Source organism: Microbacterium sp. NPDC087665, from assembly GCF_044743285.1.
Lineage (GTDB): Bacteria > Actinomycetota > Actinomycetes > Actinomycetales > Microbacteriaceae > Microbacterium.
Map to the genome: position 1 here is coordinate 277,425 of NZ_JBIUWD010000001.1, position 22,155 is coordinate 299,579.

Annotated in this window: 28 protein-coding genes; 16 read left to right on the plus strand and 12 right to left on the minus strand. The window is 68.9% G+C overall.

Annotated elements, in window-relative coordinates; all coding sequences use genetic code 11:
• Positions 1 to 18: 18 nt before the first annotated feature.
• Positions 19 to 201 (minus strand): hypothetical protein, encoded by a 183-nt coding sequence (locus ACIOSY_RS01330; protein ID WP_400847789.1) that lies wholly within the window; start codon positions 199 to 201, stop codon positions 19 to 21.
• A gap of 30 nt (positions 202 to 231) precedes the next feature.
• A complete protein-coding gene (locus ACIOSY_RS01335; RefSeq protein ID WP_400847792.1) occupies positions 232 to 585 on the minus strand; it encodes a DUF4406 domain-containing protein in 354 nt (117 codons plus the stop codon).
• A 55-nt stretch (positions 586 to 640) separates the two neighbouring features.
• Between ACIOSY_RS01335 and ACIOSY_RS01340 the strand changes: the two genes are divergently transcribed.
• Together ACIOSY_RS01340 and ACIOSY_RS01345 are read left to right on the plus strand one after the other, a co-directional pair.
• On the plus strand, positions 641 to 1,387 hold the full coding sequence (locus ACIOSY_RS01340) for a DeoR/GlpR family DNA-binding transcription regulator (protein WP_400847795.1): 747 nt from the start codon (positions 641 to 643) through the stop codon (positions 1,385 to 1,387).
• Between the two features lie 260 nt (positions 1,388 to 1,647).
• A complete protein-coding gene (locus tag ACIOSY_RS01345; protein ID WP_400847798.1) occupies positions 1,648 to 2,097 on the plus strand; it encodes a carboxymuconolactone decarboxylase family protein in 450 nt (149 codons plus the stop codon).
• 209 nt (positions 2,098 to 2,306) lie between these two features.
• Here the strand turns inward: ACIOSY_RS01345 and ACIOSY_RS01350 are convergent, their stop codons facing one another.
• A complete protein-coding gene (locus ACIOSY_RS01350) occupies positions 2,307 to 3,197 on the minus strand; it encodes a helix-turn-helix domain-containing protein (RefSeq protein WP_400847801.1) in 891 nt (296 codons plus the stop codon).
• A gap of 111 nt (positions 3,198 to 3,308) precedes the next feature.
• Between ACIOSY_RS01350 and ACIOSY_RS01355 the strand changes: the two genes are divergently transcribed.
• The 6 genes from ACIOSY_RS01355 (at position 3,309) to ACIOSY_RS01380 (ending at position 7,659) form a co-directional block, all read left to right on the plus strand.
• Positions 3,309 to 4,511, plus strand: a complete 1,203-nt coding sequence (locus ACIOSY_RS01355; RefSeq protein ID WP_400847804.1) for a multidrug effflux MFS transporter — start codon at positions 3,309 to 3,311, stop codon at positions 4,509 to 4,511.
• Positions 4,512 to 4,524: 13 nt separating this feature from the next.
• Positions 4,525 to 5,553 (plus strand): zinc-dependent alcohol dehydrogenase family protein, encoded by a 1,029-nt coding sequence (locus tag ACIOSY_RS01360; RefSeq protein WP_400847807.1) that lies wholly within the window; start codon positions 4,525 to 4,527, stop codon positions 5,551 to 5,553.
• A 16-nt stretch (positions 5,554 to 5,569) separates the two neighbouring features.
• Positions 5,570 to 5,734, plus strand: a complete 165-nt coding sequence (locus ACIOSY_RS01365; RefSeq protein WP_400847810.1) for a hypothetical protein — start codon at positions 5,570 to 5,572, stop codon at positions 5,732 to 5,734.
• On the plus strand, positions 5,731 to 6,048 hold the full coding sequence (locus ACIOSY_RS01370) for a carboxymuconolactone decarboxylase family protein (protein ID WP_400847813.1): 318 nt from the start codon (positions 5,731 to 5,733) through the stop codon (positions 6,046 to 6,048). Before ACIOSY_RS01365 ends, ACIOSY_RS01370 begins: the two co-directional genes overlap by 4 nt.
• Positions 6,049 to 6,326: 278 nt before the next feature.
• Positions 6,327 to 7,031: a DUF4328 domain-containing protein gene (locus ACIOSY_RS01375; RefSeq protein ID WP_400847816.1), complete on the plus strand. Its 705-nt coding sequence runs from the start codon at positions 6,327 to 6,329 to the stop codon at positions 7,029 to 7,031.
• Between the two features lie 34 nt (positions 7,032 to 7,065).
• Complete coding sequence (locus ACIOSY_RS01380) at positions 7,066 to 7,659, plus strand: GNAT family N-acetyltransferase (protein ID WP_400847819.1); 594 nt, start codon at positions 7,066 to 7,068, stop codon at positions 7,657 to 7,659.
• Here the strand turns inward: ACIOSY_RS01380 and ACIOSY_RS01385 are convergent.
• The 4 genes from ACIOSY_RS01385 to ACIOSY_RS01400 all read right to left on the minus strand — a co-directional run bounded on the left by ACIOSY_RS01385 (position 7,638) and on the right by ACIOSY_RS01400 (position 11,842).
• A complete protein-coding gene (locus ACIOSY_RS01385; RefSeq protein ID WP_400847822.1) occupies positions 7,638 to 8,549 on the minus strand; it encodes an arginase family protein in 912 nt (303 codons plus the stop codon). The two genes, ACIOSY_RS01380 and ACIOSY_RS01385, sit on opposite strands and share 22 nt — an antisense overlap.
• Positions 8,546 to 9,634, minus strand: a complete 1,089-nt coding sequence (locus ACIOSY_RS01390) for a glycosyltransferase (protein WP_400847825.1) — start codon at positions 9,632 to 9,634, stop codon at positions 8,546 to 8,548. The genes ACIOSY_RS01385 and ACIOSY_RS01390 overlap by 4 nt, the downstream gene beginning before the upstream one ends.
• 164 nt (positions 9,635 to 9,798) lie before the next feature.
• A complete protein-coding gene (locus tag ACIOSY_RS01395) occupies positions 9,799 to 10,971 on the minus strand; it encodes an exo-beta-N-acetylmuramidase NamZ domain-containing protein (protein WP_400847828.1) in 1,173 nt (390 codons plus the stop codon).
• 4 nt (positions 10,972 to 10,975) lie between these two features.
• Positions 10,976 to 11,842 (minus strand): MurR/RpiR family transcriptional regulator, encoded by an 867-nt coding sequence (locus ACIOSY_RS01400; RefSeq protein WP_400847831.1) that lies wholly within the window; start codon positions 11,840 to 11,842, stop codon positions 10,976 to 10,978.
• Positions 11,843 to 11,993: 151 nt separating this feature from the next.
• Here ACIOSY_RS01400 and ACIOSY_RS01405 point away from each other — a divergent pair, with 151 nt between their 5' ends.
• From ACIOSY_RS01405 to ACIOSY_RS01440, 8 genes are all read left to right on the plus strand, one after another.
• Positions 11,994 to 13,277 (plus strand): ABC transporter substrate-binding protein, encoded by a 1,284-nt coding sequence (locus ACIOSY_RS01405; protein ID WP_400847834.1) that lies wholly within the window; start codon positions 11,994 to 11,996, stop codon positions 13,275 to 13,277.
• Positions 13,278 to 13,337: 60 nt separating this feature from the next.
• Complete coding sequence (locus ACIOSY_RS01410; protein ID WP_400847837.1) at positions 13,338 to 14,294, plus strand: carbohydrate ABC transporter permease; 957 nt, start codon at positions 13,338 to 13,340, stop codon at positions 14,292 to 14,294.
• Positions 14,294 to 15,214 carry a carbohydrate ABC transporter permease gene (locus ACIOSY_RS01415; protein ID WP_400847840.1) on the plus strand — a complete coding sequence of 307 codons (921 nt, stop codon included), beginning with the start codon at positions 14,294 to 14,296 and terminating at the stop codon, positions 15,212 to 15,214. Before ACIOSY_RS01410 ends, ACIOSY_RS01415 begins: the two co-directional genes overlap by 1 nt.
• 10 nt (positions 15,215 to 15,224) lie before the next feature.
• Positions 15,225 to 16,196, plus strand: coding sequence for a serine hydrolase domain-containing protein (locus ACIOSY_RS01420; RefSeq protein WP_400847843.1), 972 nt, complete (start codon positions 15,225 to 15,227; stop codon positions 16,194 to 16,196).
• Between the two features lie 49 nt (positions 16,197 to 16,245).
• Positions 16,246 to 16,923, plus strand: coding sequence for a response regulator transcription factor (locus ACIOSY_RS01425; protein WP_400847846.1), 678 nt, complete (start codon positions 16,246 to 16,248; stop codon positions 16,921 to 16,923).
• Positions 16,916 to 18,232 carry an ATP-binding protein gene (locus ACIOSY_RS01430; protein ID WP_400847849.1) on the plus strand — a complete coding sequence of 439 codons (1,317 nt, stop codon included), beginning with the start codon at positions 16,916 to 16,918 and terminating at the stop codon, positions 18,230 to 18,232. The genes ACIOSY_RS01425 and ACIOSY_RS01430 overlap by 8 nt, the downstream gene beginning before the upstream one ends.
• A 68-nt stretch (positions 18,233 to 18,300) precedes the next feature.
• Positions 18,301 to 19,140: a PepSY domain-containing protein gene (locus tag ACIOSY_RS01435; protein ID WP_400847852.1), complete on the plus strand. Its 840-nt coding sequence runs from the start codon at positions 18,301 to 18,303 to the stop codon at positions 19,138 to 19,140.
• A gap of 97 nt (positions 19,141 to 19,237) precedes the next feature.
• Positions 19,238 to 19,459, plus strand: a complete 222-nt coding sequence (locus ACIOSY_RS01440; RefSeq protein WP_400847855.1) for an RNA-binding S4 domain-containing protein — start codon at positions 19,238 to 19,240, stop codon at positions 19,457 to 19,459.
• Between the two features lies 1 nt (position 19,460).
• On the opposite strand, the gene ACIOSY_RS01445 is transcribed toward ACIOSY_RS01440, so the two are convergent.
• Genes ACIOSY_RS01445 through ACIOSY_RS01465 form a run of 5 tightly spaced genes read right to left on the minus strand, consistent with a single transcriptional unit; the run spans position 19,461 to position 22,136 of the window.
• Positions 19,461 to 19,871, minus strand: a complete 411-nt coding sequence (locus ACIOSY_RS01445) for a dihydrofolate reductase family protein (RefSeq protein ID WP_400847858.1) — start codon at positions 19,869 to 19,871, stop codon at positions 19,461 to 19,463.
• Positions 19,872 to 19,880: 9 nt separating this feature from the next.
• On the minus strand, positions 19,881 to 20,021 hold the full coding sequence (locus ACIOSY_RS01450; protein WP_400847860.1) for a hypothetical protein: 141 nt from the start codon (positions 20,019 to 20,021) through the stop codon (positions 19,881 to 19,883).
• Positions 20,022 to 20,074: 53 nt separating this feature from the next.
• Positions 20,075 to 20,458, minus strand: coding sequence for a type II toxin-antitoxin system VapC family toxin (locus ACIOSY_RS01455; protein ID WP_400847863.1), 384 nt, complete (start codon positions 20,456 to 20,458; stop codon positions 20,075 to 20,077).
• Positions 20,455 to 20,721 (minus strand): hypothetical protein, encoded by a 267-nt coding sequence (locus tag ACIOSY_RS01460; RefSeq protein WP_400847866.1) that lies wholly within the window; start codon positions 20,719 to 20,721, stop codon positions 20,455 to 20,457. The genes ACIOSY_RS01455 and ACIOSY_RS01460 overlap by 4 nt, the downstream gene beginning before the upstream one ends.
• Before the next feature lie 59 nt (positions 20,722 to 20,780).
• Positions 20,781 to 22,136, minus strand: a complete 1,356-nt coding sequence (locus ACIOSY_RS01465; RefSeq protein ID WP_400847869.1) for an RNA polymerase sigma factor — start codon at positions 22,134 to 22,136, stop codon at positions 20,781 to 20,783.
• Positions 22,137 to 22,155 lie beyond the last annotated feature (19 nt).

The following is a 22,155-nucleotide window of genomic DNA, read 5'->3' on the forward strand; positions in this document are numbered from 1 at the left end:
TCGCGACGGGAGCGCAGGTCAGTCGTCGGAGCGCGACCCGAAGATGCTCCGCAGCGCGATGAACACCACGACGGCGACGACCAGCACGATCGCCAGCTTCGCGATGAACCACAGCAGCGAGAACAGCGCGCCGACGATCCACCAGGCGATCACGATCGCGACGATCACGCCGACGATGGTCCAGATGCTGGTCTTGGTCATGCCTCCAGCCTACGGACGTTCGCTCTGCGCTCAGGCCGCGGGAATCTCGTCGACCGCGAAGTAGACCGGCAGGCCGCGCTCGCGGGCGATCGTCACGTCCATATCGGCACCGGCGGATGCCCCGGGCAGGCGCAGCACGGCATCGCAGTGCTGCAGCAGCCGGTGCGCGGTCTCGTACATGACGTCGCCGTCAGCATCCGCCGCGTCGATGTTCCGCAGGATCGGCAGCGCCACCCATTCGCCGATCATCGGCACGTGACCGAGGCGGAAGATCGGGGCGGATGCCTCTTCGAGGCGTTCGAGGTTGGCGGCGATGCGCGCCGGGTCGCCGTCGGTTCCCGAGCGGTACGGGCCGGCGATGAGAATCAGGAGTGGAGTCGTCATGGCGAAGACTGTATCGTTAACCGTGCAAGAACGTGCAACTCCGTGAAGGAACACTATGCTCAGCGCACAGCGCAAGTCCCACCTGCTCGAGATCCTCGCCCGCGACGGGCGGGTGGTCGCGAAGACCGTCGCCGACGAGCTCGGCATCTCGGAAGACTCGATCCGCCGCGACCTGCGCGAACTCGCCGAAGAGGGCAAGCTCGTCCGCGTGTACGGAGGAGCGCTGCCCGTGCCCGCCGCCGATCGACCGGTCGAGGAGCGCCGCGAACTCGCGACGGCCAGCAAGGAGCGGGTCGCGCGACGTGCGGTCGACAGCATCCGCCCCTCCTCGACCATCGTTCTCGACGCCGGCACCACCACCCTCGCGATGGCTCGCCTGCTGCCGAGCGGCACCGGGCTCACCGTCATCACGCCGAGCCCCGCGATCGCCCTCGCGGTCGCCGAGCATTCGGATGCCCGCGTCGTCATGATCGGCGGCGAGCTCTCGCGGCACTCGATGGTGGCCAGCGGATCGCTCGCGATGGAGGCGATCCGCCACCTCGCCGCCGACGTGTTCTTCGTCGGGGTCACCGGCATCCACCCCGAGCACGGCCTCACCACCGGCAGCCTCGACGACGCCGTCACCAAGCGCGCCATCGCCGAACGCTGCGCCGAGACGATCGTGCTCGCCAGCGAAGAGAAGATCGGCGCCGTCTCGCGGTTCCCCGTGCTCGATCTCGCGGCCGTCACGGCCGTCATCACCGACCCGCGCGACCGGAATCCCCTGATCGGCGCGCTGGTCTCGGGCGAGACTCCTGCATAACTCCACAGAGCCGCGCCGCGGGAGCCGAAATTCGACCGACTTCGGGGCCGAGCGGCGGATTCTGAGGAGTTGTGCACAGCGCAGCCGCGCACGCCGGCCACAACTCAGGACAAAACGCACCAGATCGTGCCCCCCGCAGCCGTTTCCTGCCCGTCGGAATCGATCTGTCCTGAGTTGGGTACACCACACACGTCACACATCGCCGGGCTACGGCGTCACCCCTTCAGAGGCGCAGACAGCGCCGGAACGAAGGAGACAACGTGTCGCACGTGAACATCGGCAAGCTCTACCCCGCCCCGTACCAGGCGATGTTGGAGTTCGCCGGCAAAGCCGCCGAAGCCGGAGTGGATGCCGGCCTCTCGCCGCTGCTCGTCGAACTGGTCAAGGTGCGGGCGTCGCAGCTGAACGGCTGCGCGTTCTGCCTGAAGATGCACGCGGCGGATGCCGTGAAACACGGCGAGGCCGCCGACCGCCTGGCCGTTCTCGCCGGCTGGTGGGAGTCGCAGTACTTCTCGGCGGAGGAGCAGGCGGCGTTGCAGATCGCCGAACGGGTGACGCTGATCAGCGACCACGGCCGGCTGCCCGACCGCGGCATCGCTCCCGAAGACGTGCTCACCGACCAGCAGATCGCCGCGGTGACCTGGCTGACGGTCGTCATCAACAGCTGGAACCGCATCGCGATCACGAGTCACTACCCCGTCGCGCCCTGACACCGCGCACCACGAAGGGAGGGGAGGAGACTCCCCAGCCTCCTCCCCTCGCGCCGTCAGCGGGAGGGCTGCCGGCGGTGCTCTCCGGTCCGCTGGGGAGCGGCGCTCGGAGAAGTGGTGCTCGATGAGGGACGAGCTCCACTTACTACGACGAGCGAGCGGCGGTTTTCTCACGCGGTTCGCGCGTTTCGACAGGTGAGGGTGAAACCTCAGGATCCCGCGGCGAGGGCTTCGGCATCCGATTGCGGATGCTGCGCCGCCCACGAGGCGAGAAGACGCAACCGCTCCGCCGACGGCGATCCCGGCTCTGCCGAGTAGACCATGAGCACGTTGCCGGGCTCGGCGGTGATCGCGAGTTCCTCGTAGGCGAGGGTCAGTTCGCCGACGACCGGGTGATGGAAACGCTTGGTCCCGGTGCCGTGGATGCGCACGTCGTGCGCCGCCCACAGCGTGCGGAATGTCTCGCTGCGGGTCGAGAGTTCGCCGACCAGGTCTTGCATCCCCTTGTCGTGCGGGTCGCGGCCGGCTTCGGCGCGCATGATGCCGACGCACATGCTCGCGAACAGGTCCCAGTCGGGGTAGAAGTCGCGGGCGGCGGGGTCGAGGAACTGAAAGCGCGCGAGATTGGGCGTGCGCCCGCCGTCGCCGATCACGGGCGAGTAGAACGCACGCCCGAGGTCGTTGGTGGCGATCAGGTTCTGCTGCGCGTCGCGCACGAAAGCGATGGAGTCTGTGATCGAGGCGAGCGCCCATTGCAGGCTGAGACGGGGCGCTCCCGAGCGGGTCGCGCGTCGACGTGAGCGCCCGCTGGCGGGGATGCCGTCTGCCGCCCGGGCGAGGTCGAGCAGGTGCGCCTGCTCGGCATCGTCGAGCAGCAGGGCACGGGCGAGCGCATCGAGAACGGATGCCGATGCCCCGGCGATCGCGCCCCGCTCGAGCTTCGCGTAGTACTCGACGCTGACTCCGGCGAGCGCCGCAACCTCGCTGCGGCGGAGCCCGGCGACCCGTCGGTTGGCTCCTGCAGTCAGACCCACCGCTTCAGGGGTGAGGCGGGCGCGGCGGGTCATCAGGAACTCGCGGACCTCTGCTCGATTGTCCATAGAAGAAGGGTAGGTCGCCGATGCTCGGCGCGGGGGCGCGAAAGGTGCCCTGGTGGTACACCCCTTCGCAGGGACTCCCGCGCACTCGGCGACGGACGGATGCTGGATCACATGACAAGCTCGACCCTCACCCGTTCCGCTACGCGACGCGTCCTTCCAGCGCTGTTGCTGCTGCTGACCGTGTTCGGTCCGATCTCGATGGATCTGTATCTTCCTGCGCTTCCCGCGCTCTCGACCGAGCTCGACGCAGTCACCTCGGTCGCCCAACTGACCGTCACCTCCTGCCTGATCGGCCTTGCGCTCGGACAGCTGATCGCGGGGCCCCTGTCGGACCGATACGGACGACGAGGGATCTTGATCGTCGGGATCATCGCGTACGTTGCGACCTCAGCGCTCTGCGCCCTCAGCCCGAGCGTCGAGCTGCTCATCGTCGCCCGGCTCGTGCAGGGCCTGGCGGGCGGTGTCGGCATCGTGATCGCCCAGGCCGCCGGCCGTGACATCTACTCGGGCGGTGCGCTGGTCCGCTTCTACGGACGATTGACCGTCGTCGGCGGGTTCGCGGCGATCGTCGGACCGCTGCTGGGCGGGGTGCTCAACACCTTCACGGACTGGCGCGGGCTGTTCGTCTTCCTCGCGGTGATCGGCGCCGGCATCCTCGCCCTCACCCTGCTCGCCTTCGACGAGACCCTGCCGGCAGAGGAGCGAACGCGCGGCGGCTTCATCCGCACCCTCACGGACTTCCGCACCCTCCTGTCGGATCGCGTGTTCTTCGGGGCGATCCTCAATCAGGGTTTCCTCTACGCGGCACTCTTCGCCTATCTGTCGGGTGCGACGTTCGTGCTGCAGGAGATCTACGGACTCTCGCCCCTCGGCTACGCGCTCGCCTTCGGTGCCAACTCGGCAGGTTTCATGGTGTTCGGGTATCTCTCCGGCCGAGCGTCGGAGCGGTGGAGCACGCGGCGGGTGCTCGCGGTCGGCGGCGGTCTGGCCGGTCTCGGCGCTCTCGGGCTGCTGGCGTGCGGTCTCATCGATCTGCCGCTGTGGGTCGTTCTCGTTTCGCTGTTCCTGCTCGCGAGCGGGGTGGCCGTCAGCTCCCCGCCGTCGACGACGCTCGCCCTCGTGCGCTATCCGCAGATCGCTGGAACCTCTTCGTCTCTGCTCGGAATGGTGCGATTCGGGTTCGGCGCCGTCGCCGCGCCTCTCGTCGGCATCGCCGGTGCCGCCAGTATCCTCCCGCTCGGGCTCGTCACGATCGTCGCCGTCGCTCTCGCAGTTCTCGCGCAGTTCTTCCTCATCCGCACCACCGATCACTAAGGAGCGAACCACCATGCGTGGAGTCGTCATGTATGCCCCGGGCGATGTCCGGACCGAAGACCTCGAGATGCCCGTCATCGTCGAGCCGACCGACGCGATCATCCGCGTCACCGCGACCTGCATCTGCGGGTCGGACCTCTGGCCGTACCGCGGCCTCGAGCCCCTCCATGAGGGCGGGCAGCCGATGGGTCACGAGTACATCGGGATCGTCGAGACCATCGGCGACGCCGTGACCGACGTGCAGCCTGGCGACTACGTCGTGGGCTCGTTCGTCGCCTCCGACAACACCTGCGAGATCTGCCGGGCCGGCTACCAGTCGCGGTGCGTGCACCAGGTGATGATGGGCTCGGTCGGCACCCAGGCGCAGTTCGCGCGGATCCCCCTCGCTGACGGCACGCTCGTGAAGACGCCCGGCGTTCCCTCCGCCGATCTGGTGCCGTCGTTGCTCGCCGCGTCCGACGTGCTCGGCACCGGCTGGTACGCCGCGATCGCCGCCGAAGCCGGGCCAGGGAAGACCGTCGCGGTCGTCGGTGATGGCGCGGTGGGACTGCTCGGCATCCTCGCCGCGAAGCAGCTCGGTGCCGAGCGGATCATCGCGATGTCGCGGCACGCCGACCGGCAGGCGCTCGCCCGCCGCTTCGGTGCCACCGACATCGTCGAGGAGCGGGGGGATGCCGGCGTCGCCGCGATCAAGGAGCTGACCGGCGGGCTCGGTGCGCACAGCACGATCGAAGCCGTCGGCACGCAGGAGTCGATGGACCAGGCGATCCGCGCCACCCGCGCGGGCGGGCACATCGGGTACGTCGGCGTCTCGCACGACGTGTCGCTCGACGGGTTCGAGCTGTTCTTCTCGAGCGTGCACCTGCACGGCGGGCCGGCACCGGTGCGCCAGTACCTGCCCGAGCTGATCCAGCTCATCTGGAACCGCGAGATCGACCCCGGTGTCGTCTTCGACCTCACGTTGTCCCTCGACGAAGCATCCGCGGGATACAAGGCCATGGACGAGCGTCGCGCCACCAAAGTGCTGCTCACCACCGACTGACCACCAGAGGAAGATCATGAACATCGAAGCATCCGTTCCCACCACGAAGAACCCGCCGGAGCAGTTCGCCGGCGACGTGTGGCTCGACGTGTTCCTCGAAGCGGGCGACGACCCGGAGGCGACCACGACGTGGAAAGAGCACGTGACGGATGCCGAGTTCGACGGGTCGGTCGGCGCATGACCGGCTGGACGGGCGGGCAGCGTTCCGTCGGCGACATCGCCCCGGCCCTCGCGCACTACACCGATGCCGTGCTGTTCGACGAGGTCTGGGCACGACCCGAACTCTCGCCGCGCGACCGCAGCCTCGTCACGGTGTCGGCGCTCGTCACGCTCGGAGCCGTCGACCAGCTCGAGTTCCACCTCGGCTTCGCGCGCGACAACGGCGTCACCGAGGAAGAGCTGGTCGAGGCCATCACCCACCTCGCGTTCTACGTGGGCTGGCCGCGGGCGATGGGCGCGGTAGCGGCGGCACGGAAGGCGTTCGCGGCTTCCTGAGTGCCCCGGCATCCGCCCGGTCCCTGCACAACTTCGGAGTTCTCGAGCGACACGACGGGGGACGGATGCCGCGACGCGGCGAGTCTCGTCGGATCTCCGAAGTTGTGCAGGGCGGGGCGCTTCGACAGGCTCAGCGACCCAGAGGGAGACGGGCTCAGCGACCGAGAGGGACACGGGCTCAGCGACCGAAAGCGCCCGCCGCCGACATAAACGGGGGCCTTCCTCGTCTCTTATCCGGAGGGTTCGGCACGCGAGCCCCGAGAGGTGGGGGCAACGAGATGACCATTCCTTCCATGAATGCCGGGTGGTACCCGGCGCCCGACGGATCCGGACAGTCGTGGTGGTGGGACGGAGCGCAGTGGATGCCGCCCCGGCTCGAGGTGTCACCGATCCCGCCCGCCGGCCCTGCGACCCTCCGTCTCGCCATCGTGGTCCAGGTGCTCCTGTTCGCCAGCGCGGCCCTGGCCCTCGCGACCGTCGCGGTCGAGGCGTTCGGGATCGCGAGCGTCGACGACTACCTCGGTGGCAATTACGGCGCGGCCGCGATGATCGAGACCTACGACACGTTCTCCGTCGTCGTGGCAATCTTCTCGCTCATCGTTCTCGTCGGCACCGGCATCCTCTGGATGATCTGGCAGTACCGTCTCGCGAAGCAGGTGCTCGGCCGCACCCGCCGCACGCCCGGGTGGCATACCGGATCGTGGTTCATTCCGGTCGTCAACTGGTGGTTCCCGTATCAGAACGTCTCCGACCTCTGGCGGGCCGCCGGTCGCACTCGGCCCGGTTGGCAGGCCGCGTGGTGGGGGCTCTGGATCGCGAGCTCGGTGACCGGCGGCATCTCCGGCCAGATGTCCTTCCGCGCGCAATCGCTCGAGGAGTATCTCGGTGCGATGACCGCGAGCCTCGTCAGCTCGCTGTTGCTGGTTGCGGCGGCGCTCTTCGCGGTGCGGCTCGTGCGGCAGCTGACCCGCGCGTACGCGTAGAGCGCCGCGACGCGAACCCGGGTACCGTGGGCAGGTGTTCGAAGAGACCGTGACCGACCGCCTGATCCTCACTCCCATCGATCCGACGGATGCCGCGATCGTGGAGGCGTTGTTCGCGATCCAGTCGGACCCGGCGACGTGGACGCATCTGCCCGACGCGGTCGATACCGATATCGCGGAGAGCCGCAGCATCGCCGAGGACCACGCCCGCTCGTGGACGGACTTCGGCCTGGGCTGGTGGGCGGTCCGGCTGCGCGAGCCGCTCGATGCGCTCGACGCGGGGGCCATCATAGGGCTCGGCGGCGCCGCGGTGAGGCGACCCGAAGTGCAGGCCTGGAACGTGGGCTACCGCCTGACGCCCGCCGCGTGGGGCCATGGTTTCGCCGGCGAGGTGAGCCGTGCGGCTCTGGCCGCCGCGCACGCCGCGCGCCCCGACCTGCCCGTCACCGCCCGCGCGCTCACGCGCAACCCGGCATCGTGGCGCACCCTCGAACGCGCCGGCCTGTCACTGGTCTGGGAGGGCGACGACCCGGCCGACTACCCCCTCACCTCGGGCGTCGAGCGCCGCGTCTACAGCGACCGCGACCTGTCACCCGCCCTGCTCGATCAGCTGATCGCGCTCGGGTAGGCGGCGCCCAACCGCGCCAGACCTGTCGCGATGATCTCGGCAAGGAGGGTGGCGTAGCGGCCGTCGGGGTCGAGATCGGGATCGAATACCGTGATCGATGCGCCGACAGCGCCGGGAGCCAGCCGGGCCAGGAGTTCGATCAGCTCCGAAGCGCTCACCCCGCCGGCATCGGGGCTGTCGACCGCGGGCATGATGTCGGGATCGAGCACGTCGACGTCGATCTGCAGCCAGTAACCGGCGCCGACGATCTCGGCCGTCGCGGAGGCTGCGTTCTCGGCCGTCTGCTCCCGAAGATCGCGCGCGGAGATGAGACGACCCAGGATGCCGCGCGTTTCGGCGGCTTCCTCGTCGTCGTCGCGGTGTCCGATGTGCACCACGCGACGCGCGTCGAAGTACGGGGCCAGGCCGTCGATGTCCGCGATCGCCGGCCAGTGCATGCCGACGGCCGCCGCGAGGTCTTCCCCCGCCACGCTGGCGCACTCCTCGCTGTTGCCCGGGTGGCGGAAGTCGGTGTGACCGTCGATGTGCACCAGTCCCACTCCTCCCCTGCGCGCGAGGGCCACTCCGATGCCGAGGAGCACGCTGCAATCACCCCCGATGACGAGTGGCGCGTCGCCTGCGTCGAGAATGCTCACGACCCGGTCGGCGAGCCTCCGGGCATGGTCGACCATCGCCGTCTCGTTGCGTACGTGCCCGACCGGACGCACATCGTCGTCGTCGAGATATCGCCCGGCGAGCACGACCCCGGCGTCGCGCGCTCCGCCCGCGAGGAGACGCCGGAACAGCCCGGCTTCCCGCAGCGCCTCGGGCGCTTTGTCCGCGCCGGGCACACTCCCTCGTTGCGGTGGTCGGAGTCCGAGGTTGGTGGGGGCGGAGAGCAGAGCAATCACGGTCTCAGCCTGGCATCTCCGACGGCAATGATCCGTTCGGCTGCCGCCTCCGCACCGGCGGGCGCAGCCCGCAGCCGTCGACCGTTGGTCGCGGCGCGCTCTCGGAGGTCGCCGTCGCCGAGCATCGACTCGACAGCCGACCTCAGCCCGCTCACGCGTGTCGACTTCGGCAGCACTCGCCCGACACCCGACCTCTCCACCGCATCGCCGACGAGGCGCTGGTCAGAAGTCGGATTGATCGGGAGCACCAGCAGCGGCACCCCGTGAGCGAGCACCTTCATCGTCGTCGAGTGGCCGCCGTGGCCGATGACGAGATCCATCGACGGGAGCAGCTCGGCGTGACCCGCCCAACCGCGCACGTCGACGTTCGCCGCACCCGCGAGCGGCCCGCCGAGGTCGACACCGCCCGTGGTCACCACGGCGTCGACGGAAAGGCCCGACAATGCCGTGACGATCCGCCGATAGACGGGGAGCATGCCGGGCCAGTCCGTCGTGCTGAGCGCCACGAGAATGCGCGGTCGCGCACGGCGCGGAGATGGCTCGACACCGACCTCCGTCGTTCCCGTCCAAATCGAATCCGGGAAGTCCCCGGCGTCGGCACGATCGAGATCCGCATCGGTGAGCATAAGACGTTCGTCGGCCTTCGCCCAGAGCGCGTGCGGCCGGAACCCGAGGAGACCGAGCACCCGACCCACCGTTCGGTCGATGCGCGACCAGAACTCCCCCAGCGTGTGAAACATCACCACGACCGGGAAACCGGTTCGCAGGGCACCCCGCAAGGGCGCAATCAGCATGCAGTCGACGAGGACGACATCGGGGCGACGGGCGTCCATCAGGGTTTCGGTCTCAGCGGAGACGCGTTTGCTCGCGAAGAGCCGATACATCGACGCTGTCTTTCGCAGACCTTGCTGCCCCTGTGGGCCGGCCGCCTCCCCGGGGAGGAAGGGGACGTGCTCCAACTCGGTGCTTCCCGGCACCAACCCCGCGATCTCGACCTCGACTCCGCGGCGAGCGAGAGCATCCGCTATGGCCAGAGCGGGCGGGACATTGCCGCCCAGATCGGCGCTGAGGATGAGCACCTTCACGACGTGCCGCCGTCACGCGGGGAGGGAGGAGTGGCATTCACCGCCCCAGTATGCGCCTCTGCCCGTCATCCGGGAGGATATCGACGAAGCGGAGGACCTTCGCGGCCGATCCATCCTCCCGAGTGCGGATCTCCTCCCGAGTGCGGATCTCATCCAGCGACCCCTCACCGGTAGAGGAGGTCGGCGGCGACGGCATCCGCCCACTCGGGCACCGCGAAGCGGGCGGGATCGTTCCACTCCCCGGCGACGATCTGCGAGAACGCACCCTGCACGCCGAACAGTTTCTCGAGGGGGCTCCAGTCCGACTCCCCCGGCATCGGCACGAGCGACCGTTCGACGAGGGCACCGGGGTGGATCTCGTCGATCAGCGACAGCATGCGTGCGCCCGCGTGCACCGGGCGCAGCGCCTCGGCGTCGGTGACGTGCAGGATCACGCCCTCGCACGCTTCGCCGGCATGGTCGCGCACGAGCGGCGTGAATCCGTAGGGAACGGCGACGAGGCCCGGCAGGTCGGCGGCATTGATGGCGGATGCATAGCGCTCCCCGTCGATGAAAGGCGCGGCGATCACGCGGAACGGCACCGCGGTGCTGCGTCCTTCCGAGACGTTCACGCCCTCGGCCAGGCAGGTGCCCGGGTAGAGCAGCGTCGTGGTCGGACTCGGCAGGTTCGGCGACGGCGGCATCCAGGTCGCATCTCCTCCGCCGATCGCGGCGTCGCGCGTGAGCCCGTCGACCTCGATCACGTCGAGTTCGACGTCGATTCCGCGGGTGCGCACCCAGTGCCGTGCCAGCTCGCCGATCGTGAGTCCGTGACGGATGGGCATGCTCCATCGGCCCACCAGCGACTGTGCACGCTCGTCGAGCATCGGGCCCTCGGCGCGGTCGAGGCGCCCGCCGAGCGGGTTGGGGCGGTCGAGCACGACCACGGCCACTCCGGCGTCGGCGCAGGCTTCGAGCACGTGACTCATCGTCCAGACGTAGGTGTAGAAGCGGGCGCCGACATCGGGCAGGTCGATCAGCATCACGTCGAGGTCGGCGAGATCGCCCGCGGCGGGACGCACGGCGTCACCATAGAGGCTGCGCACCTCGACACCCGTGACCGGGTCGACGAGATCACCGACATGCTCGCCCTCACGCGCGCGTCCGCTGAGGCCGTGCTCGGGCCCGAACAGCCGCGTGAGCGTCCAGCCCGCATCGGCGAGCGGCTCACGCCCCCGCCGCAGGTCGGAGGTGAGGGCGAGGTCGTTTGTGACCATCCCCAGGCGCGCGCCGGTGAGGCGGGCGAGCAGGTCGGGGCGGATGTCGCGGCGGATCAGGCGGTCGATTCCGAGGTGCATGGTCTCAGTCGATTCTGTGGTCGGTGACGGCGTTGTAGGTGCGTTGGAGGTTGTCGGCGATGGTGTCGTAGTCGGCCTGCGCGATGCGGGTGAACAGGAAGTCGAGCACGGCCAGTTGCGCGATGCGGCTGGCCATCGCGCCGGAGCGGAACGTCGATTCCGAGACGGCGGTGACGAGCACGAGCGAGCAGACGCGGGCGAGGGGCGAGCGCGGATTGTTGGTGATGGCGATGGTCGTGGCTCCCGCGCGCTCGGCGACCTCGGCCGACTGCACGATCTCGAGCGTGCGCCCGGAGTGGGAGATCGCGATCGCGACATCGCGCTCGTCGAGCAGGGCGGCGCCGGTCAGGGCGAGGTGCAGGTCGGTGCGGGCCTGCGCCACGAGCCCCGCGCGGTGCAGCTTCTGCTCGAGGTCGTGCGCGGCGAGGCCACTCGACGCGGTGCCGTAGATGTCGATGCGGCGAGCGCCGCGCACCGCATCGACGCATCGTTCGAGCACGTCGATGTCGATCTGCCGTGCGGTTCGTTCGATGGCGGATGCTTCGGCGAAGGCGATCTTGCGCACGGTGGTGAGCGCGTCGTCGTGCCGGTTGACGTCGCTCTCGGAGACCTGGAAGCGTTCGCGGTCGGAGGCGGTGCGGTCGAGCTCGGTGGCGAGCGCGAGGCGCAGCTCGGGGTATCCGGCGAAGCCGAGGCTCTGCGTGAACCGGGCGATGCTGGCGACTGACGTGCCGCACGCGGCGGCGAGCTGGGTGATCGAGTTGTCGACCGCGCTCTGCGGGTCGGCGAGCACATGCGTCGCGATGCGGCGCTCGGTGGGTGTGAGCCCGGAGAGTCGCTGGTGGATGGCGGTCATCGCACTGGTGGTCACGCGAACAGGATTGCAGAATCGAGACGAGAAGTGAAAGGAATTTTCAGAAATACCTTGAGTTTCTGTAACTGATTGCCCAAAGTAGTGCACAGGCATTCACAGCAGAGCGCCCCGGTCCCGTCCGAAGGCTCTCACCACCGAGAGGAAACCCATGCGACACCGCACCACCCGACTCGCGTTCACCGCGGGTCTTCTCGTCACCGGGCTCGCCGTCGCGGGCTGCGCGCCCGCCGCGTCGAGCGGCGAAAGCGGCGAAGAGATCACGCTCAAGATCTGGTCCTGGCAGGCATCCTCCTCACCCAAGTGGGAGGCCGTCTTCGACAAGTACGAAGAATCGCACCCCGGCGTGACCATCGAATTCGAGGGTTACCAGCCCACCGAGTACAACCAGATCCTCGCCACCGGGCTCGAGGGCAGCGATGGTCCCGACATCGCGATGCTCCGTGCGTACGGCGGCATCCAGCCGGCCATCCAGTCCGAGCAGATCGTGCCGATCGACGACATCGTCGACGGGCTCGACCAGTTCGACCCCACCGTGCTCCGCGCCGCTCAGGGCAAGGACGACGGCGCCACCTACGGCGTGCCCTTCGCGTACCAGACCATGCAGATGTTCTACAACAAGACGATGTTCGACGAGATGGGCCTCGAAGAGCCCACCGACTGGGACGAGTTCATCGACCTGCAGGAGACCCTGCTGAAGGAGGGCGTCACCCCCATGGCGCTCGGCGCCCGCGAGGACTGGGTGCTGCCGATGTTCCACGACATCATGGGCTCGGCGAACTACGGCGGCGCGGACTTCGAGGAGAAGGTGCTCGCCGGCGACGTCGACTTCACCGACCCGGCGTACGTGTCGTCGCTGCAGATCGTCAAGGACATGCAGAAGTACCTCGACAAGAACGTCAACGCCATCGCCGTCGCCGACGCGGTGCTGCAGTTCACCTCGGGCCAGGCCGCGCAGTGGCCGGGCGGCTCGTTCGACCTGCCGACGTTCCAGAACTCCGCGCCCGACACCGAGTGGGGCGTCTACGAGGTGCCGCCGGCACCGGGCAGCGCGCTCGACCACGCGGTCACCCCGGGCTACGCCGACGGCAGCTTCGGCATCAACGCCTCCAGCGACCAGCAGGATGCCGCGGCCGAACTGCTCAACTGGATGACCACGAAGGAGTTCGGCCAGCTCGTCGCCGACGAGGTCGACCAGTTCTCCGCCCTCCCCGGTGTGAAGTACTCCGACCCGCTCATGCAGGAGATGAACGAGGCGTACACCGAGAACCCCGCGCCGTACCTGCTGCTCGTCGACTTCCGCTACGGCGACCCGACCGGCACCGCCGTGCTCGGCCCGGACATCCAGGCGATGTTCCTCGGCGACAAGACGCCCGAGCAGCTCGGGACGGATCTGCAGTCCGGGATCTCCACCTGGTTCACCCCCGCATCCTGATCCGACCGTGGTGGGGAGCGTCGAACCCGGCGCTCCCCACCACGCAGTGAGAGAGACATCATGGCCCTGACCCTCCCCCTCCGTCGGGAGAAGACACGGCGCACGCGCGCAGGCATCGCCCTGACAACGCCCACCGCGACGCTGTTCGTCCTCCCCGCCGCGGTGCTGTTCGCCGTGCTCATCCTGTACCCGATGCTCGCCGCCCTCAGCTACTCGTTCTTCGATTGGCAGGGCACCAAGCAGGGCGGATTCGCCGGCGTCGCCAACTACATCACGCTCCTGACGAAGGAGCCCTACGCCTCCGAGCTCTGGAACGCCTTCGGCCACAACCTGCTGCTGTTCGCGGGAGCCCTCGTCTTCCAGAACTCGCTCGGCCTCGGCATCGCCACCCTGCTGCACCGCCGCAAGCGCACGAAGCGCTTCTTCCAGACGATCTTCGCGCTCCCGTACCTGGTGAGCCCCATGGTCATCGGCTACCTGTGGTCGCTGATGCTCTCCCCGCTGTTCGGTCCGGTCAACGCCATCCTGCGCGGTGTCGGCCTCGAGAGCCTCGCCCTCCCCTGGCTCGGCGACCCTCAACTCGCGATCTGGGTCATCGTGCTCGTGAGCGCCTGGCAGTGGATCGGCTTCCCGATCCTGCTCTACGGTGCAGCCCTCGGCGGCATCCCCGAAGAGATCGAAGAGGCAGCATCCCTCGACGGCGCCACAGCCGGCAAGCGCTTCCGCTACATCACCCTGCCGATGCTCACGCCGACGATCGGCATCATCACCGTGCTGACCTTCATCGGCAGCATGGAGGCGATGGCGATCCCGTTCGCCCTCGCCGGTTCCAACGGCGCCCCCGCAGGGTCGACCGACGTGATGATGCTGCTCTTCTACCGCACCGCCTTCGAGTCGGGCAATCCGAACTCCATCGGAGTCTCGTCCGCGCTCGCGACGGTCCTCTTCATCTTCATCATGGTGATCTCGGTCTTCATCACCTCCACGATGCGCCGAGCCGAACGAAAGCTGTTCTGATGAGCACCGTCACCGAACCCCGCACCGAGCCGACCACCGAGGCGATCGTCTCGGGCCGTCGCCCCTCCGCCCCGCGGCGACGCACGAGCCGCACCTCCGACACCCCGTTTATCGGGCGCCTGTTCGCGAACGTCTTCCTCTGGGGATACGCGATCGTCGCCATCGGCCCCCTGCTGCTCATGGTCAACAACTCGCTGCGCACCCAGCAGCAGATCGCGACCGAGCCGCTCGGGCTGCCGGTGCCGCCGACGTTCACGAGCTTCCAGAGCGCGTGGATCACGGCATCCTTCGACACCTACTTCCTCAACTCGATCACCGTCACCGTCGGCTCCGTCATCGTGACGACCGTCGTCTCGGTGCTCGCCGCCTATGCGTTCGCGCGGGCCAGGGCGAAGTTCTTCCGCGGCATCGAGGCGGTCTTCCTGTCGGGTCTGATGCTGCCGGTGCACCTCGCGATCCTGCCGCTGTTCTACCTGCTCGACTCGCTCAAGATGACCAGCAACGTGTTCAGCCTGATCCTCGTCTACGGCGCCCTCGGCATCCCCTTCACGACCTTCGTGCTGACGGTCTTCTTCCGGGCGCTGCCGATCGAGCTCGAAGAGGCCGCGCGCATCGACGGCGCTGGCCCGTTCCGCACCTTCGTGCAGATCTTGCTGCCACTGGTGCGACCGGCGCTCGCGACGGTGATCGTGTTCCGCTTCGTGCCGGTGTGGAACGACTTCTTCTACCCGCTGATCCTGCTGCGCGACCGCGACTCGTACACGCTGCCCGTCGGACTCACCCGCTTCTTCGGCGAGTACTCCACCGACTGGCCGCAGCTGTTCGCGGGTCTCACGATCGCGACGATCCCCCTGATCGTGCTGTTCCTGCTCGCGACCAAGCAGATCATCAACGGGTTGACCTCCGGCATGAGCAAGTGAGCCTCGGGTGGTGAACGGTGCGCCGGGATCGGCGTGGGCATCGCTGCGGTCGGCCGACGGGGTCGAGCACCGGCTCGTGCTCGGAACGGCGGCGAACGACGAGCGGATGCCGCTGACCCCGGCGCACCTGTTCGATCTCGCCTCACTCACGAAGACGTTCACGACGGTGGCGGCGCTGCGGCTCGTCGAGACGGGAGTGCTCGATCTCGACGCGCCGGTGCGGCCTCTGCTCGAGGTCGGCGCGGGTGACGGCGCGCAGCGCATCACGCTGCGGCATCTGCTCACCCACACGTCGGGGCTGCCCGCCGAAGGACGCGCCTGGCGCAGCGGGCTCACGGGCGACGAGCTGCGCGCGGCGGTGATCGGCAGCGAGCTGCTCGCCGCGCCGGGCGCCGTGCACCGCTACTCGGACGTCGGGTTCATCTCGGTCGGCGAGCTGGTCGAGCGGGTGTCGGGGCGACCGCTGGCCGAGCTCGTCTCCGAACTCGCCGCGCTGCTCGGGGCGGCGTCGCTGACCTGGTCGCCGCCGGCCGAGCTCTCGGTCGCGACCGAGGTGCAGCCGCACCGCGGACTGGTGCGCGGCGAGGTTCACGACGAGCTGGCCCACGCTCTCGGGCGACCGGCGGGTCACGCCGGGCTGTTCGGGTCGATGGACGACGTGGCCGCCCTGGCGCGGATGATCGGCGCCGGCGGGGTCGGCCGTGCCGGGCGCGTGCTGTCGGGTGAGAGCATCCGTCTGATGTCGACACCGGTGGTGACGGCGGATGCCGGGTACGGCCAGGCCGTCGGCCTGCGCGTGCGCGACGCGGCCTGGATGGGAGACACGGATGCCGTCGGCCACACCGGCTTCACCGGCACCGCCTTCGCGGTGTCGCCGCGCACGGGCGACTTCGCGGTGCTGCTGACGAACCGGGTGCACCCGACCCGGGAAGACGCCGACGTGAGCGCCGTGCGCCGGGAGTTCTTCGGCTTCCTGGGCTGAGAGGCACGACTTCAGCCGCGCTTCAGCAGAAAGGCAGCACACTGGAGGAATGCGGATCCTGGTAGTCGACGACGAGGTGCGCCTCGCCGACGGAGTACGCCGTGGCTTGGAGGCCGAGGGCTTCGCCGTCGACGTCGCCCACAACGGGGTCGACGGGCTCTGGCGGGCGCGCGAGACCCGATACGACGCGATCGTGCTCGACCTGATGATGCCCGGCATGAGCGGATGGAAGGTGTGCGAGGCGCTGCGCGCCGAGGAGAACTGGACGCCCGTGCTCATGCTCACCGCGAAAGACGGCGAGTGGGATCAGGTCGAAGCGCTCGAGACGGGCGCCGACGACTACGTCACCAAGCCGTTCTCGTTCGCGATCCTCGTCGCCCGCATCCGCGCCCTCGTGCGTCGCGGAGCCGTCGCGCGACCGGCGATCCTCGAAGCGGGCGACCTGCGACTCGACCCCGCCGCGCACCGCGTCTGGCGCGGAGAGACCCCCATCACACTGACCGCCCGCGAGTTCTCCGTGCTCGAATTCCTGCTCCGGCACCGCGGGCAGGTGCTCTCGAAGCGCGCGCTGATCGAGGGCGTCTGGGACGACGATTTCGACGGCGACCCGAACATCGTCGAGGTCTACGTCGGACACCTGCGCCGCAAGCTCGACAAGCCCTTCGGTCGCGAGGCGATCGAGACGATCCGCGGCGCCGGCTACCGATTGGCGGCCGACGGTGGTTAGCCGCGGGTGGCGGTCGGTGCGCGGCCGCACGACACTCGGCGCGACGATCGTCGTGGCCGTGGCGTTGGCGATCGGTGCGGTGTCGTTCTACGGCATCCTGAGCGCGAGCATCCATTCGGCCACCGAGCGCACGGCCGAACAGCGTCTCGACGAACTCGCCGAACGCCTCGACCAGCGCGGCGGACGCGAGGTCGACCGCCTCGAAGACGAGTTCGTGCAGATCGTCGCAGCCGACGGCTCGGTGCGCGCCGCCAGCGAAGACGCCCGCGAGGCGCTGGGATCGACGCCGCTCCCCCTCGACGACGACCCGCAGACCCGCACGATCGACGAAGAGCCGATGCTGATCGTCTCCGACGGCATCGGCGACGATGACACCCTCGTGCTGGCCGTCTCGATCGAAGACGACTCCGAGACCCTCTCGACCGTGGCGACGCTGCTCGCGGTCGCCGTACCGCTGTTGCTGCTGCTCGTCGCCGTCACGACCTGGCTCGTCACCGGCCGCGCACTGCGCCCCGTGACGCGCATCCGCGGCGAGGTCGACGGCATCACCGCCGAACGCCTGCACCAGCGAGTCGCGGTGCCCGATTCGGGCGATGAGATCGCCGCGCTCGCGACGACGATGAACGGCATGCTCGATCGTCTCGACGCGTCGGCGACCGCGCAACGACGGTTCGTGTCGGATGCTTCGCACGAACTGCGCTCCCCCCTCGCGACAATCCGTCAGCACGCCGAGCTCGCGCAGGCCCACCCGGCGACGACGAGCATCGGCGAGCTGGCCGACGTCGTCTCGGAAGAAGGACTCCGCCTGCAGGGCATCGTCGAATCCCTGCTGCTGCTCGCCCGACTCGACGAGGGCGTCGGCGGTCACGACGAAGCCGTCGACCTCGACGACATCGCCCTCGGCGAGGTGCGGCGGCTGCGAGCATCCGGAATCGACGTCGACGGGTCGGGCATCCAGGCCGCCCGGGTGACCGGCGACCCCCGCCTGCTCGGACAGCTGCTGCGCAACCTCGCCGACAACGCCGCCCGCCACAGCCGCGGACGCGTGGCGATCAGCGTCGCGCCCGTCGAGCAGCATGTGTTCGTCACGGTCGAAGACGACGGTGCGGGCGTTCCCGCCGACGAACGCGAGCGCATCTTCGAACGCTTCGTGCGCCTCGACGAAGCCCGCAGCCGCGACGCCGGCGGCAGCGGACTCGGCCTCGCGATCGCCCGGGGCATCGCGGGCGCTGCCGGCGGAACCGTCGTCGTCGACGACTCCCGCTGGGGCGGCGCCCGGTTCGTCGTGACGCTGCCCCTCGGCTCGTAGGCCCGATCCTGAAGGCGGCTTCAGGTCGCTTCAGGGTGGCTTCAGCGGTGCCGCGGGAACATCGTCACATGAACGACAAGACCCCGAACCCCGACCAGACGCCCGAGTCCACGCCCGACCAGCCGACCGTGCCGCTCACCCCGGCGCAGGATGCCCCGGCGCAGGACGCTTCGGCCCCCACCGCTTGCGACGGTCAGCCCGCCGCTCCCCACAACGCTCCGGCGACAGCATCCGCCGCCCCCGCATCCGCCGCCCCCACGAAGCCCGGCCGCAAGCGCGCCCTGCTGATCGGCGGAGGCATCGCCGCAGCCGTGGTGCTCGTCGGCGGTGGAGTCGCCGTCGGTGCCGCGATCGGCGACGAGTTCGGCGATGACGACGACCGCCCCTCGATGTCTGACGGCCCCCGCCACGACGACGACCGCGGCCCGCAGCAGGGCGACGACCAGAACGACGACCGCGGCCCGCAGCAGGGCGGAGGCCCCGCGACCGGCATCGGATCCGACTCGGCCGACGAGCTCGTCGAGATCGCCGACGCCGCCCGCGGTGCGGCCGAGGGCGATGTCACCTCGATCGACGCGAAGCGCGACGGCGCGTGGGAGGTCACCGTCGAGACCGCTGCCGGCGACGAGACCGAGGTGCGCGTCGATGCCGATCTCGCCACCACGGTCGTCTCGACCGACGCCGCCGACGGCGACGACACCGGACCGACGCTCACCCTCGACGAAGACGCGATCCGCGCGCTCGTCGCGGCAGCGCTCGACGAGGCCGAGGGCATGATCACCGACCTCGACGTCGACAGCGACGAAGTGAGCCCCTACGACGTCTCGGTGCTCACCTCGGACAACCGCTCGATCGACATCGACCTCGATGCCTCGTTCGCGGTCGTCGGCACCGACATCGACGACTGACCCCGGGGCCGAGGCGGCTTTCGAATCGCCCACTTTGCAGCATCCACCGCCCGAGAAGCGCAAAGTGGGCGATTCGAAACGTCGCTACGATTCAAGGATGAGCACCGACATCGATGACGTCTCCATCGGCGGAGAGGTCATCCGCCTCGGCCAGTTCCTCAAGTTCGCCGGCCTGCTCGACTCGGGCGGCAACGCCAAAGAGGTCATCATCGACGGCTACGTGACCGTCAACGGCGAGGTGGATCGCCGCCGCGGACGCCAGCTGCACGACGGCGACCTCGTCACTTTCGAGGGCCGCACGGTTCGCGTCCGCCCCTGATTCAGCGCGGCTTCACCTGGTATCGCAGCCACATCAGCCCGCTGTCGAAGCGGTGATCGTCGAGAAGCTCGAGGTCGACGTGCACGCCGTCGGGGAAGAACGGCAGTCCCCCGCCGACGATGCCCGGTCCGATGAACATCTGGTATTCGTCGACCAGCCCGGCACGGATCGCATGTGCGGCGAGCGTCGGACCGTCGACCGTGAAGTCGTGCGGTGACTCCTCTTTCCACCGTGCGACGGCCGCCGGATCGAACTCCCGCTCGATGCGGGTGCGTTCGCTCGACACGTCGGCGAGAGTGCGGGAGAAGACGACCTTCTCGGCCTTCTGCCATCCCAGCGCGTAGTCGATTCCGGCCTGCTCCTGGTCGGGTTCGAGGTGCGCGGTCTCCCAGTAGACCATCGTCTCGTACATGCGGCGGCCCTAGAGGTAGGTGCCGACGCCGGAGAACTGCTCGGTGATGAAGTCGTGCAGATCGGCATCGAGACCCCAGTCGAAACCGGCATCCGGCCCGCTGACGTACCCGTCGAGCGAGGTGATCATGGAGTAGATGAGGCGCGCCATACGCCCGACGGTACTCCCGGGGCCCGGGCGGCGGAAGGGGTGCTGCGTTCGGCCTAGAGCCCGTCGGCGAGGAGTCCGAATTCGGACGCCGCGCCGGCAAGTCGATCATCGAAGGTCGCGAGCGCGACATCATGATGCTGCGCGGTCGCCAGCACGCACGTGTCCGGCATCTTGAGTCTGTGCGAAGCCCTCAAGCGTGCGAGATCGAGCGCCTCATTCGCGCCAGCACTCACCTGTTCCACTCCGATCGCTCGGAGGTCGCGTAGGACAGCCGTGTCGATGCCGAGCAATACCGGCCCGACCAAGACTTCGGCCAATGTGAGCGGGTGCATCAGATACGTAGGTGGGTTTCGCTTGAGTACTTCCACCGCAGACTCGTGGTGCGCATCGAGCTTGTTGAGGAATGCGATCGCCACAGAAGCGTCGAGGACGATCACCCGTCCCAATCCTCACGCAGATCTTCGAGATAGCCGGCAGGATAGCTCGCACTGTATCGGCCGGCAATCACATCGATCTGTGCACGTCTCCTGATCTCCGCATCATCGACCCGCGCCTCGACCACCTTCGCACCCTCATCGAGAAGACGCAGGAGCAGGGCGCTCTCGCGGCTTTCTTGGGGCCATTCTCGACGAGCAACCTCCAGCGCATGCGCCACCTGGGGCGTGTGCGTGATGTTGGTGCGCGGGTGCTTCGTGGGCATGAGTCAAGTGTAACACCGCAGTTTCGGTGTCACACTTCTCCTGCGCAGCGCCGACCGCGTCAGGGCCGCACGCGACCGGAGGCCGTGCCGACGACGGTGGCGCCGTCTTCGGTCAGGGTGTCGAGCTCGATCCAGTACTCGGTGGCCTGCGCCCCGGGTTCGTGCTCGAGGCGGAAGCTGCCGCCCGGGGCGTTGACCTCGTCGGTGGCGCACGTGACCTCGCGGCCCGCGCTGGTGCACTCCCAGCCGGCGGGCACGGAGGCGATGTACACGTCTTCCGAGAGCGTCAGCGTGAGCGCACGGGTGTGCCAGGTCTCGTCGACGACCTCGAAGTCGAGCGACAGTTCGAGCTCGGTGCGCGTGAGAGCCGTCGCATCGACGTCGATCTGCGCTTCGGGTTCAACGACGAACCAGAGAGTCTTGGTGAAGAAGGCGATCGCGAGCAGCGCGACGAGGGCGACGCCGACGGTGGCGACGGCGATACCGACGACCGTGATCCCCCTCGACAGAATGCTTCGGGTCGTCGGCGGCGCAACGCGGGAGGAGGGAGGAGGGGATGCCGTCGGCCCCTCGGAGCGCGGCTCCTCGCTCGTCTCCTCACTCGTGTCGGCACTCGCCGGCGCTGCGTTCATCAGGTCGCCGACGATGAGCAGGGGCGCGACGCCGAGGGTGGCGAGCGCGGCGAAGCCCGCCCACTTGCGCCGGCACCGACGGCACGTGCGGTAGTGCTCGGCGCTCCGGCCCCCGGTCGTCTCCTCCGGGCTGTCGCCGACGACTTCGGGCAGCCGTCGTGCCGCCGCGGCGCATTCCGGGCGGGCATCCTCTTCCAGCATCAACCGCAGCATCGCCCGGCGCAGGTTCGTCTTCGCGCGCTTGGTGAGGGAGTAGATCGCGGTGGCAGGGCGGTCGAACCGCTCCTCGAGCTCGCGGGGCTTGTACCCGTCGAGCACGATCGCGGTGAGGATCTCACGTTGTTCGGGCCGCAGTTCATCGAGTGCGCGCCGCACGAGGTCGAGTTCGGGGCCGATCTCGATGAGCCGGATGCGTTCGTCCTCGTGCGCCATCGGGTCTTCCGTCGGTTCGAGGTATCGCACCTGCGAGCGCGGAGACTTGAACTCGTCGAGCAGGCGGTTGCGCATGATCTTGGTGATGTAAGCGTTCACGTTGCCGGTCGGTCCGGTGCCGTCGGCCCATTTGCCGAGCACGATGAGCAGTGCTTCGCCCAGCAGATCGCCGGAGTCGAACGAGGTGCCGGCCACCCGCCGCGCGATCGCGGAGAGCCGAGGCAGGTGGATCGCGAAGTACTCGCCGGCCGCGCGCCGGTCGCCCGTCGCCGCGGCACGCACGAGCTCCGCACTCCGCTCCTGCAGTTCCGTCTCGTCCAGCGAGACGGCACCGCGCGTATCCTCGCCCACCAGAGACCTCCCGTTCCCC

Excerpts from the sequence above, each read along its gene's own strand:
- ACIOSY_RS01330 (WP_400847789.1), bottom strand. The coding sequence starts at position 201 with ATGACCAAGACCAGCATCTGGACCATCGTCGGCGTGATCGTCGCGATC.
- ACIOSY_RS01335 (WP_400847792.1), bottom strand. The coding sequence starts at position 585 with ATGACGACTCCACTCCTGATTCTCATCGCCGGCCCGTACCGCTCGGGA.
- ACIOSY_RS01340 (WP_400847795.1), top strand. The coding sequence starts at position 641 with ATGCTCAGCGCACAGCGCAAGTCCCACCTGCTCGAGATCCTCGCCCGC.
- ACIOSY_RS01350 (WP_400847801.1), bottom strand. The coding sequence starts at position 3,197 with ATGGACAATCGAGCAGAGGTCCGCGAGTTCCTGATGACCCGCCGCGCC.
- ACIOSY_RS01355 (WP_400847804.1), top strand. The coding sequence starts at position 3,309 with ATGACAAGCTCGACCCTCACCCGTTCCGCTACGCGACGCGTCCTTCCA.
- ACIOSY_RS01360 (WP_400847807.1), top strand. The coding sequence starts at position 4,525 with ATGCGTGGAGTCGTCATGTATGCCCCGGGCGATGTCCGGACCGAAGAC.
- ACIOSY_RS01365 (WP_400847810.1), top strand. The coding sequence starts at position 5,570 with ATGAACATCGAAGCATCCGTTCCCACCACGAAGAACCCGCCGGAGCAG.
- ACIOSY_RS01370 (WP_400847813.1), top strand. The coding sequence starts at position 5,731 with ATGACCGGCTGGACGGGCGGGCAGCGTTCCGTCGGCGACATCGCCCCG.
- ACIOSY_RS01375 (WP_400847816.1), top strand. The coding sequence starts at position 6,327 with ATGACCATTCCTTCCATGAATGCCGGGTGGTACCCGGCGCCCGACGGA.
- ACIOSY_RS01395 (WP_400847828.1), bottom strand. The coding sequence starts at position 10,971 with ATGCACCTCGGAATCGACCGCCTGATCCGCCGCGACATCCGCCCCGAC.
- ACIOSY_RS01405 (WP_400847834.1), top strand. The coding sequence starts at position 11,994 with ATGCGACACCGCACCACCCGACTCGCGTTCACCGCGGGTCTTCTCGTC.
- ACIOSY_RS01410 (WP_400847837.1), top strand. The coding sequence starts at position 13,338 with ATGGCCCTGACCCTCCCCCTCCGTCGGGAGAAGACACGGCGCACGCGC.
- ACIOSY_RS01415 (WP_400847840.1), top strand. The coding sequence starts at position 14,294 with ATGAGCACCGTCACCGAACCCCGCACCGAGCCGACCACCGAGGCGATC.
- ACIOSY_RS01425 (WP_400847846.1), top strand. The coding sequence starts at position 16,246 with ATGCGGATCCTGGTAGTCGACGACGAGGTGCGCCTCGCCGACGGAGTA.
- ACIOSY_RS01435 (WP_400847852.1), top strand. The coding sequence starts at position 18,301 with ATGAACGACAAGACCCCGAACCCCGACCAGACGCCCGAGTCCACGCCC.
- ACIOSY_RS01440 (WP_400847855.1), top strand. The coding sequence starts at position 19,238 with ATGAGCACCGACATCGATGACGTCTCCATCGGCGGAGAGGTCATCCGC.
- ACIOSY_RS01445 (WP_400847858.1), bottom strand. The coding sequence starts at position 19,871 with ATGTACGAGACGATGGTCTACTGGGAGACCGCGCACCTCGAACCCGAC.
- ACIOSY_RS01450 (WP_400847860.1), bottom strand. The coding sequence starts at position 20,021 with ATGGCGCGCCTCATCTACTCCATGATCACCTCGCTCGACGGGTACGTC.
- ACIOSY_RS01460 (WP_400847866.1), bottom strand. The coding sequence starts at position 20,721 with ATGCCCACGAAGCACCCGCGCACCAACATCACGCACACGCCCCAGGTG.